Source organism: Deferribacter thermophilus (assembly GCF_049472675.1).
In the GTDB taxonomy this organism is placed as follows: Bacteria; Chrysiogenota; Deferribacteres; order Deferribacterales; family Deferribacteraceae; genus Deferribacter; species Deferribacter thermophilus.
This window is the reverse complement of sequence record NZ_JAPNXM010000006.1, coordinates 48813-73032: the sequence shown is the minus strand read 5'-3', so window position 1 is coordinate 73032 and position 24220 is coordinate 48813. Positions and strand designations below refer to the sequence as shown.

Here is a 24220-nt window from a genome sequence, read left to right as displayed (position 1 = left end):
CTTATTCAAGCACTTATTTATAGTTATATTTGATTATTTTCAAAATTGTAATAATTTAGTTGATTTTAGTTAAATTTTTATATATATTGAAATTAATTTTATTGGAGGGCAATATGAAAAAAATAATATTTTTAATGACCTTTTTACTTTTTTATATTGTTGCTTACGCTGGAGAAACCTTTGTAATCCCTTATGATGAAAATGTTGACATTACCGAAACAGATAAAATCTTAACATCCGAAGAAATAAAAGTTAAAGTTTCAATGTCTAGACCTGCAGAACCTTTAAAAAACATTAAGTTCAAATTCACATTCTTAGATAAAAATGGTAATGAAGTCAAAGTCTTAAACCCTTTAGTAAAGTTCAACATGAAAATGGATATGGGAAAACTTGTTTTCCCTTTAACATATAAAGATAACAAATATGTTGTTGATGTTATTTTGCCCAAATGTATGATGGGTGGGAAAAGATGGTATGGCAAATTAATATTCAGGTATAACTATAAAGAGTATAGTAAAGTTTTTCTCTTTGATATGAAATGAAATTATATGAAATCTTTAGCTTCTTTGCTTTAGGTTTTTTGGGAGGGTTTGGTCACTGTATAGGGATGTGCCACCCTTTCGTCCTTTATATATCCAATAACTTTCATAAACAATCAAACAACTACTTTATCTTTTTAAAACCGCACATTCTTTACAATCTTGGTAGAATATCTATGTACTCCTTTTTAGGTTTACTTACAGGTCTATTAGGTGGCATTGCCAACTTGGCTGGAAATATTATTGGCCTTCAGAAATTATCAGCAATAATTGCAGGGATATTTTTAATAAGTTATGCAGTCTTAATTATGTTAAAATCTAATTATCTAATAACATTAGAAGAGAAATTCACTAACACAACTTTTACAAATTTTTTAAAAAAACTACAACCTAAAAACCCTTTCACTTTTGGATTAATATTAGGTCTTTTACCATGCGGACTTTTATATAGCGCTTTAATAGCTTCAACAGGTAAAGGGGATATATTAGCAAGTATGCTATCAATGCTATCTTTTGGCATAGGGACATCTATTGCTCTTTTAGTTTTAGCAATTTTTGGAAATTTAATTCGTAAGTTTCAGAAAATTTTTAATATTTTGAGCATTATTTTAATGCTTGGAATGGGTTTATTTTTTATATATTCAGGGATTAAATTTTAAAAACTTTATCCGTAAAGAGTTAAAAACCACAATCAAAGAACTGAGACTCATGAACAGTGCTGAAATAATAGGATGAATTTTTCCAGCAACTGCAAGTGGGATAGCAATTAAATTATATGAAAAAGCCCAAATAATATTACTTTTAATAATTTTCATAGTTTTCAATGAAAGTTTAAATAAATACTTCAATTGGACTATACCTCCATTTAAAAATACTGCATCAGAACTTTCTACTGCTACATCTGCTCCACTTTTACCTATTGCAATACCAACATCTGCTACTTTTAATGCTGGAGCATCATTTATTCCATCCCCAATAAAAACATTTACATATTCATTTCTTTCTTCAATAAAATCTTTTTTATCTAAAGGTGTCATTTGACATTGAATAGCTAAATCTAAACCCAATTTTTTTAAAAATTGTTGAGATGAAAGTTTATTATCTCCTGTGAGAACAAATAACTTTTTACCTATATTTAAAAAATATTGCAAAATATCTTTTGCATTTTCATCTACTTCATCAGATAAAATTATCACCCCTAACACATTTTCTTTTTTAGCTAAAAAAACCAGAATAAAACCACGATTTGCATAATACTGAAAATCATCTAAAATTTTGTCATCAATTGCCACACCATTTTCTTGTAAAAATTTGAGATTACCCAAATAAAAATTGTTATTATTTAGTTTAGCAAAAACACCCCTTCCTGGTATTTCTTCAATAGCTTCAAAATCAATAAAATCTTCTACAAATTTTGAAAGAATGGCTTTTGCAATAACATGTTTAGAAAATCTTTCCATAGAGGCAGCAACTTTTAAAATATAATTTTCATCACCACTATAGCATTTTATTTGCAAAACTTCAGGCCTACCCAAAGTAAGAGTACCAGTTTTATCAAAAAAGAAATTATTTGCTTTTGGTAGCAGTTCTAATATATTGCCATTTTTAATAATAACCCCGTGTTTTGTTGCATTTGCGATAGCTACTAATAATGCCAAAGGTGTTGCCAATCCCAAAGCACATGGACAAGCGATTGCTAAAACAGAAACCGAATTCATCAATGAAGTAATAAAGTTATTAGAATAAATCATCCAAAAGCTAAATGTAAGTAAAGCTACTAAAATAATAGTTGGCACGAAAAATCCTATAAATTTATTTGCAAAAGATTGAACTTTTATATCAGAATCCTGTGCCTGTTGAATAGCATCAATTATTTTAGAAAGAATAAACTCATTTGAATCTTTTATCGTCTTTACAACTAATTTTCCTGAAAGATTTTTTGTTCCAGCAAATACATGCTCACCTTTTTTCTTTACAATCGGATATGCTTCCCCTGTTAATAAAGATTCATCAACTTCTGAACTTCCGTATACAACCTCTCCATCAACTGGTACAATTTCATCTTTATCAACCAATACAAAACCACCTTTTTTTATCTTTGTTATAGGCAAAATTTTTACTTCACAAGTTTTAATATCAAAATCTTTATCTGTAAAACTTTCACCTAAATATTTTGCCTGTTTTGGCATTAAAGAAAAAAGTAAATTTATTTCTTGAGCTGCTTTTAATTTAGCGCTTACCTCAATATACCTTCCCACAAGTATTAGTGTTATTATCATTGAAGCTGTATCAAAAAAAACCTCTTTACCAACAAATATTGCGACAACACTATAAAAATATGCTGTAAAAGAACTCAGAAAAACAAGTATATCCATATTAATTTTTCTATGTCTAAATGAACTTATACTATTTTTAATAAATGGCCATCCAGAATAAAATACTACAGGTGTGGATAAAAACATTGTTAATATTTGAAACAGATACTTATATTTCTGTTCTATCCCTTGAAAATAACCTGCATACAAAGCAAATGAAAAGATCATAATTTGCATAGTAAAAAAGAGAGAAATAACCAACCTATAAAAATAATTTTTCTTTTCTCTATGCAACATTTCGTTAGAAGAAAATTGTGATAAGGGTAAAGGGCAATAACCTAGAGATTGTATAATAGTTAAAATATCTTTTATTGTAATCTTACGATTATCCCATATTATCTTCATCTTGTGGGTAGCATAATTAACTCTCACATATAATATTCCATCCTGTTTTATTAAATAATTTTCAATCAACCAGATACATGACGCACATCTGATGTTAGTAACAAAAAGGGTTAGCTCAAATTCATCATTTTCTATTGGTTTAACATCATCTAAAAAGAGCTCTTCTGATACCTGAACCTTTGGAGGTGGACCAGGTTTAAAACCATCACGGCGATCATAAAAAGAATCAAACCCACCGCCTTTAATTATATAATAAACACTTTTACAACCTGAACAGCAAAAATATAATTCCTTCTCACCATCAAAATCTTTAATTGCTAAGTTTTTATTGACTTTAGTTAAGCAGTGAAAACAGACAACTTCACTATCTTTTTTAATCTTCGTCTTCATCGTCTAATATTCTATATTTTGGACCTTCTACATCATCAAACTGATCAGATCTATCCGCCCAAAAAAACAAAAAAAGAGCAAGCAGCCCCAAAATTAAACTTATAGGTATTAATAAAAATAAAGAGCTCATCTTAATATTTAAGAGCTATTAATAAAGGTATTAACAACATAATTATTAATGATAATATCATAACAATAGTCCCAAGCTTCATAACTACCTCCTTATTTTACATACAATACTTTTTCTAAGGTTAAATTATGATCTTTAAGTTCTACGATTGCTTTTAAAATATAATATCTATTATCAACACATTCAAATCCTACCACTCCACTATTACCTTTGAAATTTTTCTCTAATTCAATACTACCATTTTCAACTGTATAATTAATATTTAAATCTTTCAAATAAAACTCTGTATCACCATTTATAGAAAAATCAACAGAACAAATTTCCCCTTTTTTTGTCATTTTATTTACAATAATATCGAAATTATATTTATTTATTAAGTTTTTATTTTTATCATAATCCAAACCAGTATAATAAGGCTCCTCAACAATTTTACCATCAAAGTATTTTACAGCGAAAAAAAGAGTTATAAAAATCGTTAATAGACCTGATAAAATTAAAAGTATCATCTGCTTCATTTATTTCCCTTTCTTTTAAATGGTCGTCTAAAAGTAACCGATTTTACAATTTCCTCTTTTCCATTTACTTTTGCAACTACATCAATATTAAGAAAATGTTTATCTTGTAAAACATATTTACCCAGTGAAATAAAAAATACTTCGTCAAATCTTTCATTTGGTTTTATAGATATATTATTTGTAGGCGTTATTTTATAATTTTTTATATTCTTGATGTATAATTCAATTTTAATCAGCTCAGAACTGTTATTCTCAAATATAAATTTATAAGAATTTATAGCATAATCTTTGAAATATCTTGGTTGAAAACTATTGTTAGGTATCACTTCAAAATCTACTTTTCTTAAGTTTACAAATGAATAAACAGTTGCACCTAAAAAAATAATTGTTAATATTAAAATTACAACTACACTACTTCTAAAAAACTTAAATTGGTTATTTAGCCCAAATCTATAATCTATCAATGTCTTTTTATTTAACCTTGCCATAGTTTCTGAACATGCATCAACACACTTTGCACAGGCTATACATGCTGAATTTAATCCTTCCCTAATGTCTATTTTTGTTGGACAAACTCTAACACACCCCATACAATTTATACATTCATTAGCTCTTTTTGGATCCAAAGCTATTACTAATGACATATTATCAAGTAAAACAGATTGTAACATTGAATAAGGGCAAACAGTTGCACAAAACCTATACCTGACTAATATTATATCCAAAAATATTAATATAAAAATTGTGACAAAGAAATATCCAGCAAGCCCACTTAAAGAACTTATAAAATCTTGTGGTTTAATAAAATATAGCAAAATAACTGTTGTTATAACAGCACTAATTATAGCTGCAAAAATATAATTAAAAATTACCCTAATAAAGTTAGTCTTTTTACTTTTTCTATCTAAAAACAAGGTTAATTCCATAATGATACTTTGAGGACAAAACCAGCCACACCAAATTCTACCAAACAAAACTGTAATTAGCACAAAAGCAAACACCAAAAATAAAGACAAAAGTAAAATAGTAAATAAATTATCAATTCTTAAGATAAACCCGAAAAAATATAGTTTTAAGGTTTTTAAATCTAATCTAACCAGACTTTCATTTTTAATCTGTATAAATGGTATAATGACACTGATAGCTATAAGAAAATATCTAACTATTTTCCTATAAAAATCTATCTTAATCTTCATCATCTTCTAATATTTTATATTTTGGTGCTTCAACCTTATTTTTCCTATTCTTTGAATAATAGAAGATAATAATAAAGAGAAAAATCAATACTAAAGTAGTTCCAAATAATAAATAAGCTATTAAATCATAACTCATATTTTACCCCTTCATTGAAAAAATAGAGGGGAAACCCCCTCTATTTTACTTCTTCATAGATTCTATAAAAGCTTTCTCCTGTGACCATCCACTAATAGATGGTGTATAAGCAATCACATAATAAATTCCAAATATAATAAGCCCAATAAACAGTATAAGCCAGCCTACAGGTAATTTATGCTTTGTATCTTCCCTTTCAAATTCTTCTAAATTATCAAATTCTTCATTATACATAAATCCCTCCTAATTACTGTTTATTCTTTAAACTCTTAATAAATTCAACCAAAGACCAAATTTCTTCTCTGGTAAATTTATTTGCAAATCCAGGCATTGCTTCTTCAATACCATTTGCAATTGCCAAAAAGGTATCCTTATCAGCAGGTTCTGCCATAGAGTAATCAACTAAAGAAGATTCAATATTACCTTCAGCATTTTTACCATGACAGGCAGCACATTCCCTTTGATATAAAAGCTTACCTTTTGCAATAGCTTCTGGTTTATTAGCTAAAGGGCTTGTTTCTTCCACACTATCTTCAGAAATTACAATAACATTTTTCTTTTCTACTGCACTCCCAATAACTTGCATATATGCTACCAATGCATCCATTTCCGTTTTATCTGCAAGTTTGTTTATCTCATCTTCAGTATATGGGAATCCAAGAGCATCCATGTGCTTTTTAATTTCAGCAGGATTTAACTTATTATTTGCCAAGAAATCATATTTTGGCATATTCGATTTTGGAAAAAATGCTTGAGGATTTGCAAAATGCTGGTAATGCCATTCATCTGGATATTTACCACCAATTCTAGCCAAATCTGGACCAGTCCTTTTTGAACCCCATAAAAATGGTCTATCATAAGCAAACTCACCTGCTTTTGAATAATCACCATATCTCAAAACATCAGCTTTTAAAGGCCTCACAGTCTGCGTATGACAATTCACACACCCTTCCCTTTGATAAATATCTCTCCCAGCAAGTTGTAATGCAGTAAACGGTTTTAAATTTTCCAATTTTGGATGCATCTCTTTTGTAAACATCGGATAAAACATTGTAACAAAGGTTCCAATCAATACAGTAACTGCAGCTACCAAAGCAAATAAAATAGGTTTACTATATATATCCTTTTTCATGATAACCCCCTATGCATTAGCAGTAATACTAGATAGATTCTCTTTTCCCTTTTTAATGGTCATAAATACATTATAAATAAAGAATAACATACCTATCACAAAAATAACCCCAGCTACAGTTCTCATTTCCCAGTATGGATAATTCCTTACAAGAGTTTCCATAAAAGTGTATTTTAATGTCCCATCAGGATTTGTCATTTTCCACATAGCACCTTGCTGAATACCAGTAATCCACATTGTTATAGAAAACATCAATTGCCCTATCAATACGAGCCAGAAATGTATATTTGCAATCTTTTCACTATAAATTTTGGTTTTGTAAATATGCGGAATTATGTAATAAATCGAAGCACAAATAGTCATTGTTACCCATCCCATTGTTCCCATGTGTACATGACCAGGAACCCAGTCAGTATAATGGATAAGAGAGCTTATAACTCTAATCCCCTGTGAAGGTCCTTGAATAGTCTGAAGACCATAGAAAGTTATACCAGCGATAAAAAACTTCGTTAAATAATTCGTTCTCATAACAGACCAGTCAGCTTCAACTGTAAAATAACCATTAATCACAGAACCCCATGAAGGAGCAATCAAAAATAATGTAAAAGCAATCCCCAAAGTCTGAATCCAGTCTGGTAAAGGTGTATAAACTAAGTGATGAGCACCTGTCCAAAGATATGCAAATATTAATGACCAAAAAGAAATTATTGACAATCTATGGCTGTAAATAGGTAGTTTTGTTGCCTTAGGTAAAAAATAGTAAAACATCGCTAAAATAGGCGTAGTAAATAAAAAACCAACAGCGTTGTGCCCATACCACCATTGAACATTTGCACTATTTACTCCAGCAAATAAATGATAAGATTTTGTTAAACTAGCTGGGATTGATAAGTTATTTACAATATAAAGTATAGCAACAGTAATAACTGTAGCAATTATATACCATAAAGAAATATACATCTGTTCTTCTTTTCTTTTTAAGACTGTTCCGATTATGTTAATGGAAAAAATAACCCATAATATAACAATAGCCAAATCAAAAGGCCATTCAAATTCTGCATACTCAAGTGACTGCGTCATACCAGCAAGCAAACTTATTCCAGCAAGAGCCACTCCAATATTAAAAAGGTATAAATGAAATCTTGCTAACTTAGGAAACAACAACTCCCTTTTTGTCAACCTTACAACTAAATAGTAAAAAATACCAAACTCTGCACCAATACCTAATCCATAAGCCAATACATTAGTATGAAAAGTCCTAAGCCTACCAAAAGTAAAATATGGAGCAATATTGAAGTCTGGATTCCACATCTGAATTGAAATCCATAAACCAGCAATTAAACCAACAACACCCCAAAAAATAGCTGAGATTATGAAACCTTTGACAGTTTCATAATCATACTGATACTTATTCATATTTACCCCCTTTACTAAGTTAATTATACTTTCTCTAAGTCCTCATCTTTAAAAATAAATTCTTTTACTTTAGCCTCTAATAAATTATAAACTATTTTATCCTGAATTTCCTTAAAAAATGTAGTGATTTTACATATAGGGTTTAGCTTACAAATCGATGGTTTATCAACACATACATTAAAAACTGGGACATAGTCCATATAAGATAAAATATCGTACAAAGATAGCTTTTCAACATCAGTATTAAGCTCTATTCCACCATTTTTACCTGTTAAGGTGTTTAAGATATTATGTTTTTTTAATTTATTAATTATTTTGATAGCAATCGGCTTTGATATATATAATTTATCACAAATATCTTTAATTTTAACTTTCTCTTTTTGCCCTGCCAAATAAGCTACGATTCTTATTGCATAATCAACTTCTCTAGAAATTAACTCTGCCATTGTTTACCTCTTTAGTAAACAATTAATTTAAAGAGAAAAAATTGTCAATATTTTTTAAAATCAAAAATTTAAGTATATAAATTAAAGTAATAAAAAATACCAAATTATAAAATATCAACCTACGAAACTATATCTATTAATTGTCTCATGCTGGATATCTCAAAATCTGGCTCTATTTCCCAAGGATCATAAACACCTTTATTATCTCTATTTACCCATACTGCAAATAACCCAGCATTTTTAGCTCCTATTACATCAAAAGGGTTTGAGGAAACCATATATACATTTGCATGATAACCATTAGTTTTTCTCAATAGATACAAATAAACAGCTGGATCAGGCTTAAAACTTTTTACTGGATCAACACTTATAATATCATCAAAATAATCAATTATCTTGTTAAATTTCAATAACTCCACCAAATCATCAGGTTTACCATTGGAAAAGGCATACATTTTTATGTTGTTTTCTTTTATTTTCTCTAACGATACCTTTACATCAGAAAATACAGGTAATTTTTTGTAAATATCTAACAAATTTTTAATTTCAACTTCTGATAAATCAAGATTGTAATATTTTATTACATACTCAAGAGCCTGCTTTGTGCAGATTGAAAAATCCACATAGTTTCTCATTAAACCTCTTCTAAAAGAATACTCAAGTTGTTTCTGTCTCCACATATCAACTAAATTTAAAGCTAGCTGTTCATCTTTGACCAAGCTTAATATTTGATTAAAAACTCCTTTTGTGTCAATTAATGTCCCATAAATATCAAAAGCAATTATATTAGAAGATCTCATAAAACACCTCATATTAATTTTTTAGTAATACAAAGAGATTGCCTCATAAATTTATCTTTATAAAAAAACACAAAGCTGAATTAGTAATCAAAAATGAGGCAATCTCTACATTTAATTACTGCAATGTTTTTAATACTTCTATGATGTCATCTGGCTCTGCCCTTTGAGTGTAATCAGCTTTTCCAAATGAATATCTGATTGTAAAGTCTTTATCTATTACAAATGTTGCTGGTACTGGGATTTCATATTTATTATTCCCATTATACTTTTCTAAATCATGCCCCAACTTTTTATAAATAGATACAACCTCATCAGGCAGTTTAAACACAAGACCTAACTTTTTAGCTACCCTATTATCCACATCTGACAAAACATAAAACTTTATCGAATGTCTATCAACTGTAGATGCAGCCATGTCAGGCAACTCAGGTGAAACTGCCACAAGGACAGCTCCATACTTTTTGAAATCATCTAATCTACTTTGTAGATAATTTAGCTGAAGATTACAATAAGGGCACCAACCACCTCTATAAAAATTCAATACAACAGGTCCATTTTCAAGTAACTCACCAAGTCTAACCTCTTTTCCATCATAATTTGGAAGGGTAAAGTCAAATATTTTCTCCCCTACCTTAGGCAATTGATTTTCTATCCCACTATTAATAAGCTCCTCTGTAGCTTTCATCATGATAGCTTTCACATCATCTGGAATTTGTGAGAGTCTTTCTTTTTTAAAATTCTCAATTATCTCTTTTAATGTCATTATTTCCTCCTTATTGATTCCAGTTGATTTACAACTAGTTTTATTGCATTTATTAAATAGTATGAATTTTTATTAAGTTTTGATAGCATGATACCACCTTCTACAGCCGAAATAATGGAAAATGCTAAAGAATCAGAGTCTATTTCACCAATTATTTCCCCTTTTTTGATACCTTCACTCAAAATATTAGAAATTATCTTACTCCATTTATAAAAAATTTCTTTTAACACTTCTGATACATCTTCATCTTTATCAGCCAATTCCAACGCACTATTACCTAAAACGCATCCACCTCTAAAATTTCTTGAATGATGTAACAAAATAATTTGATTAAAGAGACTATACAATTTATCAAATGCAGTATCTCCCACTAAATTATCTTCTATAAATTTTAAGAATTTATTCTCATAATATTTCAGCGATTCCATAACTAACTCTTGTTTATTTTTAAAATAAAAGAATATTCCACCTTTTGATATACCTGTTACTTGACATAATTCATTTATACTTGTGTCCTGAACACCTTTTAAATGAATCATCTCAATGGTTTTTTCTAAAATAAGTTCTTTTGTATTTTTTTCTGTTTTCACCATATTAAACCTCTAATACCGACCAGTCGGTATGTCTCTACTTAATGTAGTTTTTTTAAAAAATTTGTCAATGAAAATTTTTTAGGTTTAAAAAGAACAAAAGTTAGAACATCTTATCTGTTTTAGTCGTAATCTCTCTATTTAAAGATTATGTAACACATCAATTAATATTCTCTTATTTCTATTTTTTTGATTGTTTGACAGTATCTTTCATTAACAAACTTTTCATACAAACAAAATTTTAATACAATAAATTATAGATAATCTACCTTAATATTCAAGATTACAATGTCCATTTTTATTGCATCGATGGCTTTTGGTGATTATAATATTATTGAATCTGCAAAGTTAGCTATACTGATTGCATCTTTTATCGCAGGTATAATTGGCTATTGTATGTTAAAATTTATTAAGAGTTAACTATATAATATAACTTGAGTTTCTGTTTAAAGTATAATATAAATAAAATAAAATTAATGAGACTTAAACATGTCAAAACTTAGAGAAAAAGCAGAAGAGCTTTTAAGCCGACTAAACTATGAAGACCTCAAAAGTGAATTACTCAAAAAAGATGTATCAGAGTTAATTCATGAAATCTTAGTGTATCAAAAAGAGTTAGAAATTCAAAATGAAGAATTAAAAGCAAAACAGATAGAGCTTGAAGAAGCAAAAAACAAATACTTTGAGCTTTATGATAATGCCCCTGCAGGGTATATAACTTTAGACGATAAAGGTATAATCTTAGAATACAACAGCACTTTTTTAGATATTGTCGAAACCAACTATATAAAAACAGGCTTTGCTACCTTTTTTGATTTCCTTGATGAAAATGATAAAGAAAAATTTAGAGCAATATATAAAAGCTACTTCAACAACCCTATACAAGCTGGGTTAGAATTAAAATTACGCACTAAAAAGCCAAAATATGTCCGTATTTCTGGAAAAGTAACACTCTTATCTGATGATAGCAAAGGTCTTTGGCTTACAGTAAATGACATCACAGAAAGTTATTTAGCAAACTTAAAAATCAAAACATACTTAGATATTATAGAAAATGCACAGGTTGCAATTATCATTACCAATAAAGAAAACAAAATAGAATATGTAAATAACTATTTTGAAACATTTTATGAATACTCAAAAGAGGAAGTTATAGGATTAAACCCAAGATTCTTAAGCTCTGGACAAACCCCTCAAAGTACTTATAAAGAGATGTGGGAAAATCTATCCATTGGTAAAAGTTGGAGCGGAATCTTTATAAACAAATCAAAATCTGGTAAAATTTATCATATTGACTCATATATTACTCCAATCTTAGATAAAAATAAGAATATAATAAACTTTATAGCTGTCGAAGTAGATATCACAAGTCAAATTGAACTGCTAAAAAAAGAAATAGAAAACAAAAGATTAAAATCTTTGGTCCAGCTCACAGGTGGTATTGCTCATAATATAAACAATTTTTTGATGCCTATTCTTGCCTCTACAGAGTTTTTAAAACTCAAAATTAACGATAAATCTCTACTTAAAAATATCAAGATGATGTCAGATTCTGCAGAAAAGATAGCATCATTAGTTGAAAAGCTACTTAAGTATTCAAATAATTTCTGGCTTTTCAAGAAAAAAACTACATTTTCACTATTTTTAACAATGACTATAAGCCACTTTAAAAATATAACTGATAATAAAATAACTTTTGAAATAGATGATAAAACAAAAGATATTATGTTGGATATAGATATCGAACTTATCAGAGAAGCAATTACAAATATTTTAAAAAATTCTCTACAAGCAATTCGCAAAAAAGAAAATACAGACATATTTGGATACAAAGGCAAAATTATTTTTAAAGCTTATTTAGACAATGACAAGAATATGCTAAAAATTTCTATAATAGATAATGGGATAGGTATTCCACCTGAAATTTTAGATAAAGTTTTTGAGCCCTTTTTCACTACAGAGGATATGGCAAAAACTCAAGGTTTAGGCCTCTCAGCTGCAAAAGGGATTATTGAATCTCATGGTGGTTTTATAGAAATTCATTCTACCCAAGGGGAAGGGACAACTGTAGATATTTATCTACCACTGTCATGTGGAGGCTAAAATGGATAAAAAATATAAACTTCCAGAATATTATGTAGGTATTGGAGCTTCTGCTGGAGGATTAGAAGCAATCGAACAGTTTATTTTAAACCTCCCAGCACCAGAATATTGTAGGTACGCAATTGTCATAATCCAACACCTTTCACCAAACTATAAAAGTATGATGACTGAAATACTTTCTAAAAAAACTGATTATCCAGTATTTAAAGTTGAAGATGGGATGGTGGCAGAAGCTGGTAAAATTTATTTAATCACACCTAAGAAAAACTTGAAAATACAAGATGGTAAATTTGTTCTTGAGGATACAGATTATACAATGGGGATAAATTTCCCTATTGATATATTTTTTAGATCACTTGCTGAAGATCAAAAGGAAAAAGCCATAGGCGTAATACTATCTGGGACAGGTTCTGATGGGACAAGAGGGATAAGAGCCATTAAGCAGAATGGTGGTATTGTTTTTGTCCAAGACCCTAAAACTGCAAAATTTGATGGCATGCCAAATGCTGCAATTAATACAGGGATAGTTGACTTTGTATTACACCCTTCTGAAATGCCTTCACAGATTGAAAATATAATAAATCATCCATCTGCAAACAAGCTTATTTTTGAAACAGAAGTTTTTTCACCCAATACATTAGAAAAAATCTTCAACCTCATAAAAAATAAACATGGTGTAGATTTTCAAAATTACAAACCATCAACCATAAGCAGGAGAATTGCTCGTCGTTTAGCTGTCACAAAATGTAACGATTTGGGAGAATACTATAAATACATTCTAAATAACCCAAATGAAATCCATGTCTTATTCAAAGAGTTTTTAATTGGGGTAACTAACTTCTTTAGAGATGAAGATGCATTTGAGTTTTTAAAAGATGAAGTAATCCCTAAATTGGTTAGTAAGTTTGAAAACGATAGCGAAATAAGGGTCTGGGTGCCAGGCTGCTCCACAGGAGAAGAAGCCTACAGTATTGGGATTATTTTATACGATTTTTTAGAAACACAAAATATTTAAAAAAACATTAAAATCTTTTCCACAGATATAGACAAATCAGCTATACAAACAGCCTCAAAAGGTTATTTTGCAGAAAGTGTAGTTTCTGATATCCCTAACTATTTTTTAAACAAATATTTTATAAAACATGGCAACCAATATTTAATATCAAGAAAAATTAGAGAAACTATTGTTTTTGCTGAGCACAACCTATTAAATGATCCACCATTTACTAATTTACATCTAATTAGCTGTAGAAACCTTTTAATTTATCTAAAGCCAGAGGCTCAAAAAAAGGTGTTTGATATTTTCCATTTTGCTCTAAAGGATGGGGGATTTCTTGTTTTAGGAACTAGTGAATCGATAGGTGATGACAAAAGATTTAAGCCTGTTAATTTAAAATACAAAATTTTCGAATCAGTAGGAAGAACTAAAATTTTATTAACCAACAATACAAAACAAAAAACAATTTCTGTTGATTATAAAAATGTTACAGATTTAAACCTTTACAACAACTTAGAATTTAAAAAGGATATAAAAACAATTTTAGAAAATACATTAAAAAATATTGTTAATCACTATTTCAAGTTCTTTGCATTAGTTGATGAAGATTTTAATCTCATATATATTGAAGGGGACACAGCACCATATCTAAAATTTCCTACAGGAGAACCAAATTTAAACTTATCAAATATTATAACTGAACAGTTATCTGTCCATGTAGTTAGTGCAATCAGGAAAGTTTTTAAGACAAAAGAAAACTTTAGATATAAAACCGTCTTTAAACACAATAGTAAAAAGATAAATTTAGCTATTGATTTTATCTATATGGAAACAGTAAAAAAGATACCTTTTGTTATAATGATTTTTACTGAAGAATCGTCCAAAAAGATTGCAACTGTAAAAGAAGTTAATCTCTCTGTAGAAAAAGAGAACTATTACAAGGAATTAGAGTATGAATTACAAATTACAAAAGAAAATTTACAAGCTACAATTGAAGAGCTTGAAACTGCAAACGATGAACTACAAGCAACAAACGAAGAGTTATTAGCAAGTAATGAAGAGCTCCAATCAACAAATGAAGAATTGCAAAGCACAAATGAAGAGCTCTACATAGTAAACACAGAATTGCAGGAAAAGATTTTAGAAAAAGCAGAGATACAGAGCTATTTAGAAAATCTATTAAATTATTCTGAAACAGATCTTTTAATTCTTGATAACAGTTTAAAAATCAAGAGATTTTCACCAAAAATAAAAGAGATTTTTAAGATTATAGATTCAGATATAGGTAGAAGTATAGAACATATAAATCACAATCTGGAAGATGTAGATATTTATAATATCTTTAAGGATGTGGTTAAAAATCAAGAAAATATAGAGTTAGAAGTCAAATCCACAACAGGAAAATGGTACAAGATGTCTTCAGCCATTATAGAGCTTGGTATTAGTGGAATAAATTATGGAGTGATTGTAAAATTTGAAGATATCACAAGGATAAAAGAAGAACAGTTTTTCTTAAAAGTAAAAGAAAATATAATTTCAGAAATTTTTAATAAATACGGTATTACTGGCTGGTATTTTGATATAATAAACAACAATATTTATTTATCAAAAGAAACTTATAAAATATTTGATTTAGATGCTAAAAATATTAGAATTGATGCAAAAGATTATTTTAACAAAATAATAAAGCAGATAGATAACAAAGATAAATTTAAAAAATTATTAGAAGATGCAAGTAAAAAAGGGAAACCCTTTGATGAAGAATTTACATATAAAAAAGATGATAAAACAACTTTAAAAATCAAAATCACTGGTGAACCTATTAAAGAAAAAAGAAAAGTTATTGCTATTGTAGGTACAATAAAAATAATTTAAAACTTTTCATAAAAGGTTTGATATTTTGAAGGTGTTGCAAAATTAATAATTGCTCAAGAATCTCAGATTGCTTCGTCGCATTCTCCTCGCAATTACTGAGAAATTGGCCATTGCGAGCATTAGCGAAGCAATCTAAACAACCTAAGTAATTTTTCAATACATCGCCCCAAATTAATTTAGTTGATATAACCTTTTTCAGATAGTATTTTGTATAGGAGCCTTGCTGAAAAAGCTGTTATTTCAGGGCAATGTTTGTATTTACCAATACCAAGCACAATCTCACCTTTTTTTCTTAATGCTCTACAACAGGTTGTCCCATATTGTTTTTTAAATGCTGATATAAAATAGTTACCCAGTTTTTGAGAAGCTTTATCACTTTCTTTAGCACTTAATCTACCTGTAAAAAATCCAATTATCATTATAGCAGATGATACAGCTCCACATAAACAGCCACTACCACCAATTCCATCACCTAAAATCGTCATCGCCTTTTTAAAATCATCTGAAAAAATAACACCAGTAACATCCTCAAAAGCCCTTACTATTGCTTCTGAACAATAATAACCGCTCTTAAAATATTTAGCAGCCATATCACCTATAAGTTGCTCTTTTTCAAAATCAATCATGCAAACTCCTTAATCATTGAATTATTTAATACCATGATATATAAACAGCAAAATATTAAAATTTTTTAAATTCAACACATTTCTTGCCCGAAGTATTTTATCTCCTGTATTTTAATACAGTTAAATTAAAATTATTAATTGGTGTATATTTTCTTCTTTTGTATTTTAATAGTTATCAGTAGATTATAGATATTATATCACTTTTCCTGATACTTATACAAAATTTTTTACACTATATTTTTTAAAAATTTTTCTATAAATATGTTTAAAAAATTTAATATACTAGCACTGCTTTTATAAACTAAAATAAAAAATTAAAAGGTAAAAAAAGATAAAAAATGTAACCCAAATCATAGAATTTCCTAAATTCACTTCTGTCTTAACTGACCTAATGTCATCCAATTTTGATAAATTTTCTTCTAGCTTTTTTGGGTTATCTTCAAAAACTTTGTAGTATATAATATAGTATACAGTCTTAATGTATCCAGCTGGATTTGAGAAAAAGTATGCAGCTTTTGAGGGTATTTTTTCAAATAAATAGCTTTTTATATTACTTCCAATATAAATTACTACCTTGTCAACAAAAATTAAGAATAGTTTACCCCCTTTTCTATAAAACCAATCTGTATCAAGAGTAATAGTCTCAGTCCTTTTTAACATAGGTAACATAAAAAAGAATGCTGCTGCTGAAAACATAAGTATTTGTAGCTGCATTACTACATGAGAAGGAGTATACGGTTCATAATTAACCTCATACGGAAGAATATTGTATAATAATTCAGGCTTTACTCCTAGTAAAATACATAAAAAGCTCACAAACCCCATAGCTATAAGCATGTTCAAAGGAGCTTCTTTAGGTCTCAAGCCTGAATCTTTTTGAAAGAAAACAAAATAAGGAAATTTAATTCCAGCATGTAAAAATACACCAGCGGAAGCTAAAAGTAGTATATGATAAACAATAGTTTTATGTTCTTCTAAAGAAGCAGCAATTATAAGTGATTTTGATGTAAAACCACTTGTTAGAGGAAAAGCAGAAATTGCTGCAGCTCCAATACAGCTAAAGAAAAGAGTATACGGCATAGTTTTGTAAAGCCCGCCAAGCCTTGAAGTTTTACTAATACCTGTTCTATATAAAACTGCTCCAGCTCCCATCATTAAAAGAGCTTTATAAAGAATATGAGCAAAAGCATGTGCTGCTGCACCGTTTATTGCCATTTGAGTCCCAATCCCCACTCCAGCAATCATAAATCCCACCTGGTTGATAATACTGTATGATAATACTCTTCTCATATCATTTTCTAATATAGCGTAAATTATTCCATAGACAGTCATTATTGCACCAGCATAAAGAAGAATTTCTTCACCCGGAAAACTTCTAGCTAACACATAAACTGCAGTTTTACTTGTATATGCACTCAAAAAAACAGTACCTGTTACAGTAGATTCTGGATATGAGTCTGGAAGCCAAGCAGAGAAAGGTGGAATTGCAGCATTGACTGCAAAACCAAGCATAATTAAGAGTGTCGCTATATTTTGAAGCCCTATATATCCAAAATCAAGACTGCCTGTTTTAAAATAATATAGTATCATCCCAGCAAATAATAGCTGTCCACCAAAAGCGTGAACTAAAAGATATCTAAATCCAGCTTTTGTAGATTTATCAGTTTTTCTAGCAAAAATAATCATTGTAGAAAAAATAGCCATTAATTCCCAGAAAATAAATAATGTTAGTAAGTTGCCTGCGAAAATAACACCATAGGAACTTCCAACATATAATGTAGCATATACATTTTCTTTATAATCGTCGTTATGATATGCAAATATTGCAGATGAAAACGCCATAATAGCAAAAATATATCCCCATACTTTACTTAATTTATCTATAAAAATAAATTTCAAGTTAAGCCCTAAAAAAGTTCCACTAAATTCAACATTTATAGGTGTGTAGATTAGAGCTATAAAAGCAATAGCAGGAATAGCAATAAAAAGTGCCTTATGCACTTTACCTTTAGTAAAGGCAAGTAAAATAGCACCTAAAAAGAAAAATATAAAAATCGGTAAACTACCTATCATAGTAATCCTCTGGCTTTTGTAAAAATAATTTTCCTAAAAATTTTGATACGACAACAATCAATACACATGAAATAAATCCATAAATAGCATAAGAACCAAAATAACTTTCCCAAGTATAGTGAGGATGTTTGTGAACTACTAAATCCAACAACACTAAAACGACTAACACGATATAAAAAATAATTTTAAGTTTTTCTATATTTTCTTTTTTATCAAAAAAATCAAATTCTTTTTTCAATTTAACCTCCAATTCCAAGTGCTATTTTAGCCAAGTTTAAAAACATATCCGGATAAATAAAAATAGCGAATGTAAGTATAGAGGTAACAATTATTGGTAAAAGCATTATTAATGGTGCTTCATGTAAATGTTCTTCATGGGCATTTTGTGCTGGCTTAAGGTATGCATTTATAAATATTGGCACAAAGTATCCAGCGTTTAAAAGGGCACTAATAACAAGAATTCCTATTACCCAAGCTTTTCCAGCTTCGACCGCACCATTTGCAATAAACCATTTGCTGATAAGTCCAGCCATTGGAGGAAAACCTATCATAGACAGGGCACCGACAGTAAAAGCAGCCATACTGTATGGCATATACTTAGCTATTCCGTTAAGTTCACTTACTTTAGTTTTATGGTTAGCAACATAAACAGCACCTGCCCAGAAGAAAAGGGTTATCTTGGCAAAGCCATGAGCTACAATATGCATAATAGCTCCTATTGCACCAGTTATGCTAAGGAGTGAAACAGAAAGGACAATATATGACAATTGACTAATCGTTGAGTAAGCCAATCTTGCTTTAATATTATCCTGTCTGAGGGCAACCATAGATGCAACTATAATCGTAAATGCAGCAAAAATAGTAACTAAATTTGTGGTAAATACATCTTTTAAAAAGTCAATTCCATAAATATATACAAATACTCTAACAATAACAAATACACCAGTTTTAACAACAGCTACTGCATGTAACAATGCACTAACAGGGGTAGGAGCAACCATAGCTGAAGGTAACCATAAATGAAAAGGCATCACAGCGGCTTTTGCCGAACCAAATACAAAAAGTAATAACATGATTCCTAACACTGATTTGTCAACATTATTCGTAGAGTTTAATGCCCCCCCTAATGTAAAGTCCAAATTTCCTATTGTTGTATAGATATAAATTAGCGCAGGCAGAAAAAACATAACAGATGTAAGTAATAAATAAGAAAGATACCTTCTTGCACCCTGTATAGCCTCTTTTGTCTGCTTGTGTGCAACAAGCGGATAAGTTGCAAAAGTAAGTATTTCATAAAATAGATAGAGAGTGATTAAATTGCCAGAAAAGGCTGCGCTGATAGCAGCAAACATTGAAATAGCAAAGAAAACAAAAAATCTAGTCTGATTTTTTTCTTTGTTGCCACGCATATATCCAATTGAGTAAAACGTTGTGACAAACCATAAAAAAGAAGCCATTAATGCAAAGAAGACACCAAATGCATCCACTTTAAATTTTAATACAAGACCAGGTATAAATTCAATAAGCTGAAATTCAAGAATTTCACCATTTTTCACTTTTAAATATATATTGAAAACAACTAAAAAAGTCGTAAATGCACCTGCTACACTAAAAAAATCACGAATATTTGGGTTATTTTTTGTCAACAGGATCGGCAGCGTTATAAAAAGAGGAATAATAACGGCAATTAAAGGAATAGAAGAGTTAACTACTTCAGTCATTTAATTGTCTCCATAAGGAAGTTTGCTGCTATTTCAGTATATCTAATAAGTTTTACAGGAAATATTCCAAAATATAGAGTTATAGCTACAAGTGTATATGTTGGTATCAACATGCTCAAAGGCTCTTTAACCCTGTTTACCTTATCATCGGAGTTGATAAAAAAGATTCTATCAACAATTCTCCAAAAATAAATAGCTGTTAATAGGGAACTTATTAAAATAACTATTACTCCCAACCACTTGCCAGAATTTATTGCACCTAAAACAAGATACCACTTGCTGATAAATCCAGATGTAATAGGTATACCTACCATAGATAATGCAAAAATAAGAAAAGCAAATGAAGTAAATGGCATCCTCTTAAAAAGTCCATTTAGATTTTCAATCTTAGTGCAAGTTGTAAAATAAAATATAATACCTGCAACAAGGAAAAGCCCACCTTTAACCACAGCATGGGAAAGAAAGTGATACATAGAGCCAATAAGCCCATATTTATTTATTAAAGTTGTACCGAAAACAATATACCCAATTTGACCAATAGATGAGTATGCAAACATCATTTTTAAATCTTTTTGTCCTAGAGCTAAAAAAGAGCCTGCTAAAATAGCAATAAGAGAAATATAAAATAATACTTCAGTTAAGGGCAATGTTTTTGCGACAAAGTTAGGAGTGAGTATGGTATAAAAAAATCTGATAAGTAAATACGCCATCACTTTGGTGCTGGTAGCAGACATAAAAGCACTAATAGTTGACGGAGAGTGAGTATAAGCACCTGGCAACCATGTATGAAGGGGAAAAAGAGCCATCTTCATACTTAAACCTACAATTATAAAAACTGAACCAACTATAACGATTTTAGAGTTATACATAGGTACAAGTCTTTGTTGCATATCTAAAAGGTTCAGTGTCCCTGTTGCCATATAGAGATAGCCTATACCAAGAACTATGAAAGTAGCTCCAATTGTACCAAGTATCAAATAATTAAAACTTGCCCTGTAGGATCTTTTTGTACCACCTATTGCGATAAGAGCATATGCGGTAATTGATGAAATTTCTGTAAAGACGTAAATGTTAAATAAGTCACCAGTAATGGTTATCCCTAAAAGTCCTGATGCAAATAGCATTGTGACTGAGTAAAAGATATATTGCTTTGATTCTGGAATTTCTTTTTTAACACTATTTGGAAAATATATACTCATTACAAATAAAAGAACCGCTATTATGGTAATAAACAAAACATTCGTATAGTCTACATAATATTCTATTCCAACAGGTGGTACCCAATTACCAAAAAAATACCTAATAGGGCCACTTTCATAAACTTTAATTAATAACAAAATTGAAAAATATGCAGTTATAAGTGCAGTTACTTGAAACATTGTTTGAACTATTTTTTTATAAAATACACCTATAGCAACCATCAGCATTGCACTAAAAAAAGGAAAAACAACAACAAGTGCTGGTAAATTCATTTCCAAATTCATTTATTTTTCACCATATTTTATTCATTTTCATCTATCTCTATTATTTCATCTTCTTCTATAGTTCCATAAGTTTCTTTAATCTTCAAAACGACAGACAAAGCTACAGCAGTAACTGCAACTCCAACCACAATTGCTGTAAGCATTAAAACATGAGGTAAGGGATTATCATATCTTATAACATCATCTGCGTATATAGGTGCTGCACCATCTGTTACCTTTGAAATACTAATATAAAAAAGTATAACAGAAGTAGAAAGAATATTAAGACCAATTACCTTTTTTAAAAGGTTGCCATTTACTATAACACTATAAAGACCTATCAATATGAGTATGATGGTTGCCAGATAATTGTATTTGTATATTAAAAAATCAACTATCATTTTTTTTCGCTACCTCTATAAATAATAATATCATTACACTAAATACAGTAATAAACACTCCTGTTTCAATAAGAAGCAGACCTATGGAGTTACCTGATTTCATATCAAGTCCTGGCAACTTTGCGTATTCTAAAAACTTACCACCATTTAGCATGGTAATAAAACCTACACCTGTATAAATTGAAACACCAAGTGCCGTTAAGAAAATAACCATTCTTTTACTAATAATTTTATAAAACTCCTCAATACCAAATACCATTGCATACAAAATAAATCCTGCTGCAAATATTACTCCACCCTGGAACCCTCCACCAGGACTAATTTCTCCATGAGCTAAAACATATAAAGAAAACATTAGGATAAAAGGAACAATTATCCTCGTAGTAGTTTTTAATATTGTATCGCTTCTCAATTCTCACCCCTACTCAATATCAAATATGAGCAAAGACCTGCTATAAATATAACAGCTGTTTCACCATTAGTATCAAACCCCCTGTAACTTCCCAAAATGGCAGTAACAATATTATCAGCTCCTGTTTCTATTTTAGCACGTGCAATAAAGTCAGGAATAAGATATGTATTTGTAACCCAGTTTGGATCACCAAACTTTGGCATATCTGTAACACTTAATATGAGAAGATACCCTACAAAAAACAGTATTCCAATTGCAAGTATTTTTCTATCTTTTCTAACGAATGATCTATCTTCGTTTTTTACCTTTGTAAAAACCGCAAGAAATAGTACAGTACTTATCCCAGCTCCTACTGCAGCTTCAGTAAAAGCGACATCAATAGCATTAAGAGTAGTCCATAGCACCGCAACATATAAAGAATAAGCACCTAAAACAATAACAGAGTTAAGCATGTTTTTAAAATGTATAGATAAAAAAGCTGCTAAAATTAAAAATGTTAAGAAAACGATATCAATTAGAATTGTCACTTTGTCTACTCCAAAATTTTACACCTTTAATATAAGCAGCTCTAGCTAACGCATGAGTTGCTGTTGGATTTGCAATAAATATAAACGCAACAAGAATAATTAATTTTAAAGATATAAGAGAAAATCCTTCATAAAGAATTAATCCAAAAATAATTAATATTTGACCTAAAGTATCTGTTATGCCAGCAGCATGTATTCTTGTGTAAAAATCTGGCATTCTGATAAGGCCAATTGTTGAAACCAAAATTAGCAACGAGCCTAAAATAATAAAAAAACCCGTAATAAAGCTCAATCTAATTTCCCCTTTTCTTTAAGTTTTAAAATAGCAATAGTGCCAATAAAATTTATTAGGGCATATGTAATTGAAATATCAACAAATTCTGGTCTATTGTATAAAAAATCTATCAGTACCAAAAGGACAATGATTTTAGTACCTATTAGGTTTACTGTTAAAACTCTATCATAAAAAGTAGGCCCTTTTACTAGTCTGTAAATAGCAGTAAATGATGCAATTAGTACTATTATAATACTTAACTTAAAAATCATACAACTTTCTCTACTTCTTTAACCTTTTCTTGCAATGAATATATACCCGACTCAAAGTCTTTATCTACTGCATGAACCAAAAACTGTTTATCGCTTGCAAATATTGTAACAGTTCCTGGTGTAAGTGTTATTGAATTGCCAAGCAATGTCACCCCAATGTCAGACTTAACTTTAGGTTTGAATTCAACCATAATAGGGCTAATCGTATTTTTAATATCTTTTTTAAAAATTATTTTTAAGACTTGAATATTAGATGAAATAATTTCTTTTAAAAGAAAAGGTATATATAAAAATATTTTCAGCAGTAATCTTATGTTAACTTTTTTGTTAGGGAAAAATAAATCATTAGTTAAGTAAACTACAATTAAAGAGGATAAAAGAGCAAGAACTATTAAAAGTGTATGAAAATGTCCAGATAAAACTATCCAAAAACCAAGAAGCACTATAAAACTAAATATATAACTAAACACCCTTCCCACCTCATATGAAACAATGTTTTGATATATATGTAAACTACATATTTTGTCAAGAAATTATTAGGTAGTGTATAAGAATTTTTTGTAAAAATTGAAAAAGAGGCATACCTCCTGTAATCTACTAATGCACACAAAAAACAGAAAAAGGAAGTATACCCCAATGAATAATTATAATTTAGCTGAATTATTTGAAAAAAGGAAGGATATTCGAGAAATTTTTATGGAAT

Annotated in this window: 28 protein-coding genes and 1 pseudogene; 6 read left to right on the top strand and 23 right to left on the bottom strand. The window is 29.4% G+C overall.

What is annotated here, in order from left to right; translation table 11 throughout:
- The first annotated feature begins 113 nt into the window (after nt 1–113).
- Nucleotides 114–542, top strand: coding sequence for a hypothetical protein (locus OWM07_RS07075; protein WP_423302980.1), 429 nt, complete (start codon nt 114–116; stop codon nt 540–542).
- Entirely contained in the window at nt 539–1198 is a 660-nt protein-coding gene (locus OWM07_RS07070; RefSeq protein ID WP_423302979.1) for a sulfite exporter TauE/SafE family protein, read from the top strand. Before OWM07_RS07075 ends, OWM07_RS07070 begins: the two co-directional genes overlap by 4 nt.
- Here OWM07_RS07070 and OWM07_RS07065 read toward each other — a convergent pair.
- From OWM07_RS07065 to OWM07_RS07010, 12 genes are all read right to left on the bottom strand, one after another.
- Nucleotides 1181–3649: a heavy metal translocating P-type ATPase gene (locus tag OWM07_RS07065; protein WP_423302978.1), complete on the bottom strand. Its 2469-nt coding sequence runs from the start codon at nt 3647–3649 to the stop codon at nt 1181–1183. The genes OWM07_RS07070 and OWM07_RS07065 overlap by 18 nt on opposite strands.
- Nucleotides 3633–3779 (bottom strand): cbb3-type cytochrome oxidase assembly protein CcoS, encoded by a 147-nt coding sequence (ccoS, locus tag OWM07_RS07060; protein ID WP_423302977.1) that lies wholly within the window; start codon nt 3777–3779, stop codon nt 3633–3635. The genes OWM07_RS07065 and ccoS overlap by 17 nt, the downstream gene beginning before the upstream one ends.
- Before the next feature lie 92 nt (nt 3780–3871).
- Entirely contained in the window at nt 3872–4294 is a 423-nt protein-coding gene (locus OWM07_RS07055) for a hypothetical protein (RefSeq protein WP_423302976.1), read from the bottom strand.
- Nucleotides 4291–5490: a 4Fe-4S dicluster domain-containing protein gene (locus tag OWM07_RS07050; protein ID WP_423302975.1), complete on the bottom strand. Its 1200-nt coding sequence runs from the start codon at nt 5488–5490 to the stop codon at nt 4291–4293. Before OWM07_RS07050 ends, OWM07_RS07055 begins: the two co-directional genes overlap by 4 nt.
- Nucleotides 5480–5626, bottom strand: a complete 147-nt coding sequence (locus OWM07_RS07045) for a CcoQ/FixQ family Cbb3-type cytochrome c oxidase assembly chaperone (RefSeq protein ID WP_423302974.1) — start codon at nt 5624–5626, stop codon at nt 5480–5482. The genes OWM07_RS07050 and OWM07_RS07045 overlap by 11 nt, the downstream gene beginning before the upstream one ends.
- Nucleotides 5627–5671: 45 nt before the next feature.
- Nucleotides 5672–5860: a cbb3-type cytochrome c oxidase N-terminal domain-containing protein gene (locus OWM07_RS07040; protein ID WP_423302973.1), complete on the bottom strand. Its 189-nt coding sequence runs from the start codon at nt 5858–5860 to the stop codon at nt 5672–5674.
- Nucleotides 5861–5873: 13 nt separating this feature from the next.
- On the bottom strand, nt 5874–6758 hold the full coding sequence (locus OWM07_RS07035; protein ID WP_423302972.1) for a cbb3-type cytochrome c oxidase subunit II: 885 nt from the start codon (nt 6756–6758) through the stop codon (nt 5874–5876).
- Between the two features lie 9 nt (nt 6759–6767).
- Nucleotides 6768–8174 carry a cbb3-type cytochrome c oxidase subunit I gene (locus tag OWM07_RS07030; RefSeq protein ID WP_423302971.1) on the bottom strand — a complete coding sequence of 469 codons (1407 nt, stop codon included), beginning with the start codon at nt 8172–8174 and terminating at the stop codon, nt 6768–6770.
- Between the two features lie 23 nt (nt 8175–8197).
- Nucleotides 8198–8620, bottom strand: coding sequence for an RrF2 family transcriptional regulator (locus OWM07_RS07025; protein WP_423302970.1), 423 nt, complete (start codon nt 8618–8620; stop codon nt 8198–8200).
- Nucleotides 8621–8739: 119 nt separating this feature from the next.
- Nucleotides 8740–9420: a haloacid dehalogenase type II gene (locus tag OWM07_RS07020; RefSeq protein WP_423302969.1), complete on the bottom strand. Its 681-nt coding sequence runs from the start codon at nt 9418–9420 to the stop codon at nt 8740–8742.
- 115 nt (nt 9421–9535) lie between these two features.
- Entirely contained in the window at nt 9536–10183 is a 648-nt protein-coding gene (locus OWM07_RS07015; RefSeq protein ID WP_423302968.1) for a peroxiredoxin-like family protein, read from the bottom strand.
- Complete coding sequence (locus OWM07_RS07010) at nt 10183–10776, bottom strand: TetR/AcrR family transcriptional regulator (protein ID WP_423302967.1); 594 nt, start codon at nt 10774–10776, stop codon at nt 10183–10185. The genes OWM07_RS07015 and OWM07_RS07010 overlap by 1 nt, the downstream gene beginning before the upstream one ends.
- A gap of 285 nt (nt 10777–11061) precedes the next feature.
- Between OWM07_RS07010 and OWM07_RS07005 the strand changes: the two genes are divergently transcribed.
- The 4 genes and pseudogenes from OWM07_RS07005 (at nt 11062) to OWM07_RS06990 (ending at nt 15748) form a co-directional block, all read left to right on the top strand.
- Nucleotides 11062–11193, top strand: a complete 132-nt coding sequence (locus OWM07_RS07005; RefSeq protein WP_423302966.1) for a Na+/H+ antiporter NhaA — start codon at nt 11062–11064, stop codon at nt 11191–11193.
- Nucleotides 11194–11262: 69 nt separating this feature from the next.
- Nucleotides 11263–12876: a PAS domain-containing sensor histidine kinase gene (locus OWM07_RS07000; protein ID WP_423302965.1), complete on the top strand. Its 1614-nt coding sequence runs from the start codon at nt 11263–11265 to the stop codon at nt 12874–12876.
- A 1-nt stretch (nt 12877) separates the two neighbouring features.
- A pseudogene (locus tag OWM07_RS06995) lies at nt 12878–14260 on the top strand (chemotaxis protein CheB); the annotation flags it as partial.
- 438 nt (nt 14261–14698) lie between these two features.
- Entirely contained in the window at nt 14699–15748 is a 1050-nt protein-coding gene (locus OWM07_RS06990) for a PAS domain-containing protein (protein WP_423303058.1), read from the top strand.
- Between the two features lie 176 nt (nt 15749–15924).
- Here the strand turns inward: OWM07_RS06990 and OWM07_RS06985 are convergent, their stop codons facing one another.
- The 11 genes from OWM07_RS06985 to OWM07_RS06935 all read right to left on the bottom strand — a co-directional run bounded on the left by OWM07_RS06985 (nt 15925) and on the right by OWM07_RS06935 (nt 23987).
- The gene (locus OWM07_RS06985) at nt 15925–16374 is read right to left on the bottom strand and encodes a C-GCAxxG-C-C family protein (protein ID WP_423302964.1); all 450 of its coding nucleotides are present in this window, start codon (nt 16372–16374) and stop codon (nt 15925–15927) included.
- A 294-nt stretch (nt 16375–16668) separates the two neighbouring features.
- Complete coding sequence (locus OWM07_RS06980; protein ID WP_423302963.1) at nt 16669–18447, bottom strand: Na(+)/H(+) antiporter subunit D; 1779 nt, start codon at nt 18445–18447, stop codon at nt 16669–16671.
- Nucleotides 18437–18685, bottom strand: a complete 249-nt coding sequence (locus tag OWM07_RS06975) for a hypothetical protein (protein WP_423302962.1) — start codon at nt 18683–18685, stop codon at nt 18437–18439. The genes OWM07_RS06980 and OWM07_RS06975 overlap by 11 nt, the downstream gene beginning before the upstream one ends.
- Before the next feature lies 1 nt (nt 18686).
- Complete coding sequence (locus OWM07_RS06970; protein ID WP_423302961.1) at nt 18687–20168, bottom strand: monovalent cation/H+ antiporter subunit D family protein; 1482 nt, start codon at nt 20166–20168, stop codon at nt 18687–18689.
- Complete coding sequence (locus OWM07_RS06965; protein WP_423302960.1) at nt 20165–21652, bottom strand: monovalent cation/H+ antiporter subunit D family protein; 1488 nt, start codon at nt 21650–21652, stop codon at nt 20165–20167. Before OWM07_RS06965 ends, OWM07_RS06970 begins: the two co-directional genes overlap by 4 nt.
- A 17-nt stretch (nt 21653–21669) precedes the next feature.
- Nucleotides 21670–22032 carry a cation:proton antiporter subunit C gene (locus OWM07_RS06960; protein ID WP_423302959.1) on the bottom strand — a complete coding sequence of 121 codons (363 nt, stop codon included), beginning with the start codon at nt 22030–22032 and terminating at the stop codon, nt 21670–21672.
- Nucleotides 22022–22444, bottom strand: coding sequence for a Na(+)/H(+) antiporter subunit B (locus OWM07_RS06955; RefSeq protein WP_423302958.1), 423 nt, complete (start codon nt 22442–22444; stop codon nt 22022–22024). The genes OWM07_RS06960 and OWM07_RS06955 overlap by 11 nt, the downstream gene beginning before the upstream one ends.
- A complete protein-coding gene (locus OWM07_RS06950) occupies nt 22441–22971 on the bottom strand; it encodes a DUF4040 domain-containing protein (protein WP_423302957.1) in 531 nt (176 codons plus the stop codon). Before OWM07_RS06950 ends, OWM07_RS06955 begins: the two co-directional genes overlap by 4 nt.
- Nucleotides 22955–23263, bottom strand: coding sequence for a monovalent cation/H(+) antiporter subunit G (gene mnhG / locus OWM07_RS06945; protein ID WP_423302956.1), 309 nt, complete (start codon nt 23261–23263; stop codon nt 22955–22957). The genes OWM07_RS06950 and mnhG overlap by 17 nt, the downstream gene beginning before the upstream one ends.
- The gene (locus OWM07_RS06940; RefSeq protein ID WP_423302955.1) at nt 23260–23517 is read right to left on the bottom strand and encodes an MrpF/PhaF family protein; all 258 of its coding nucleotides are present in this window, start codon (nt 23515–23517) and stop codon (nt 23260–23262) included. Before OWM07_RS06940 ends, mnhG begins: the two co-directional genes overlap by 4 nt.
- Nucleotides 23514–23987, bottom strand: coding sequence for a Na+/H+ antiporter subunit E (locus tag OWM07_RS06935; protein WP_423302954.1), 474 nt, complete (start codon nt 23985–23987; stop codon nt 23514–23516). Before OWM07_RS06935 ends, OWM07_RS06940 begins: the two co-directional genes overlap by 4 nt.
- Nucleotides 23988–24220 lie beyond the last annotated feature (233 nt).

Coding starts and splice junctions, on each gene's coding strand:
- OWM07_RS07075 (WP_423302980.1), top strand. CDS start 114: ATGAAAAAAATAATATTTTTAATGACCTTTTTACTTTTTTATATTGTT.
- OWM07_RS07070 (WP_423302979.1), top strand. CDS start 539: ATGAAATTATATGAAATCTTTAGCTTCTTTGCTTTAGGTTTTTTGGGA.
- OWM07_RS07065 (WP_423302978.1), bottom strand. CDS start 3,649: ATGAAGACGAAGATTAAAAAAGATAGTGAAGTTGTCTGTTTTCACTGC.
- ccoS (WP_423302977.1), bottom strand. CDS start 3,779: ATGAGCTCTTTATTTTTATTAATACCTATAAGTTTAATTTTGGGGCTG.
- OWM07_RS07055 (WP_423302976.1), bottom strand. CDS start 4,294: ATGAAGCAGATGATACTTTTAATTTTATCAGGTCTATTAACGATTTTT.
- OWM07_RS07050 (WP_423302975.1), bottom strand. CDS start 5,490: ATGAAGATTAAGATAGATTTTTATAGGAAAATAGTTAGATATTTTCTT.
- OWM07_RS07045 (WP_423302974.1), bottom strand. CDS start 5,626: ATGAGTTATGATTTAATAGCTTATTTATTATTTGGAACTACTTTAGTA.
- OWM07_RS07040 (WP_423302973.1), bottom strand. CDS start 5,860: ATGTATAATGAAGAATTTGATAATTTAGAAGAATTTGAAAGGGAAGAT.
- OWM07_RS07035 (WP_423302972.1), bottom strand. CDS start 6,758: ATGAAAAAGGATATATATAGTAAACCTATTTTATTTGCTTTGGTAGCT.
- OWM07_RS07030 (WP_423302971.1), bottom strand. CDS start 8,174: ATGAATAAGTATCAGTATGATTATGAAACTGTCAAAGGTTTCATAATC.
- OWM07_RS07025 (WP_423302970.1), bottom strand. CDS start 8,620: ATGGCAGAGTTAATTTCTAGAGAAGTTGATTATGCAATAAGAATCGTA.
- OWM07_RS07020 (WP_423302969.1), bottom strand. CDS start 9,420: ATGAGATCTTCTAATATAATTGCTTTTGATATTTATGGGACATTAATT.
- OWM07_RS07015 (WP_423302968.1), bottom strand. CDS start 10,183: ATGACATTAAAAGAGATAATTGAGAATTTTAAAAAAGAAAGACTCTCA.
- OWM07_RS07010 (WP_423302967.1), bottom strand. CDS start 10,776: ATGGTGAAAACAGAAAAAAATACAAAAGAACTTATTTTAGAAAAAACC.
- OWM07_RS07005 (WP_423302966.1), top strand. CDS start 11,062: ATGTCCATTTTTATTGCATCGATGGCTTTTGGTGATTATAATATTATT.
- OWM07_RS07000 (WP_423302965.1), top strand. CDS start 11,263: ATGTCAAAACTTAGAGAAAAAGCAGAAGAGCTTTTAAGCCGACTAAAC.
- OWM07_RS06990 (WP_423303058.1), top strand. CDS start 14,699: ATGGAAACAGTAAAAAAGATACCTTTTGTTATAATGATTTTTACTGAA.
- OWM07_RS06985 (WP_423302964.1), bottom strand. CDS start 16,374: ATGATTGATTTTGAAAAAGAGCAACTTATAGGTGATATGGCTGCTAAA.
- OWM07_RS06980 (WP_423302963.1), bottom strand. CDS start 18,447: ATGATAGGTAGTTTACCGATTTTTATATTTTTCTTTTTAGGTGCTATT.
- OWM07_RS06970 (WP_423302961.1), bottom strand. CDS start 20,168: ATGACTGAAGTAGTTAACTCTTCTATTCCTTTAATTGCCGTTATTATT.
- OWM07_RS06965 (WP_423302960.1), bottom strand. CDS start 21,652: ATGAATTTGGAAATGAATTTACCAGCACTTGTTGTTGTTTTTCCTTTT.
- OWM07_RS06960 (WP_423302959.1), bottom strand. CDS start 22,032: ATGATAGTTGATTTTTTAATATACAAATACAATTATCTGGCAACCATC.
- OWM07_RS06940 (WP_423302955.1), bottom strand. CDS start 23,517: ATGATTTTTAAGTTAAGTATTATAATAGTACTAATTGCATCATTTACT.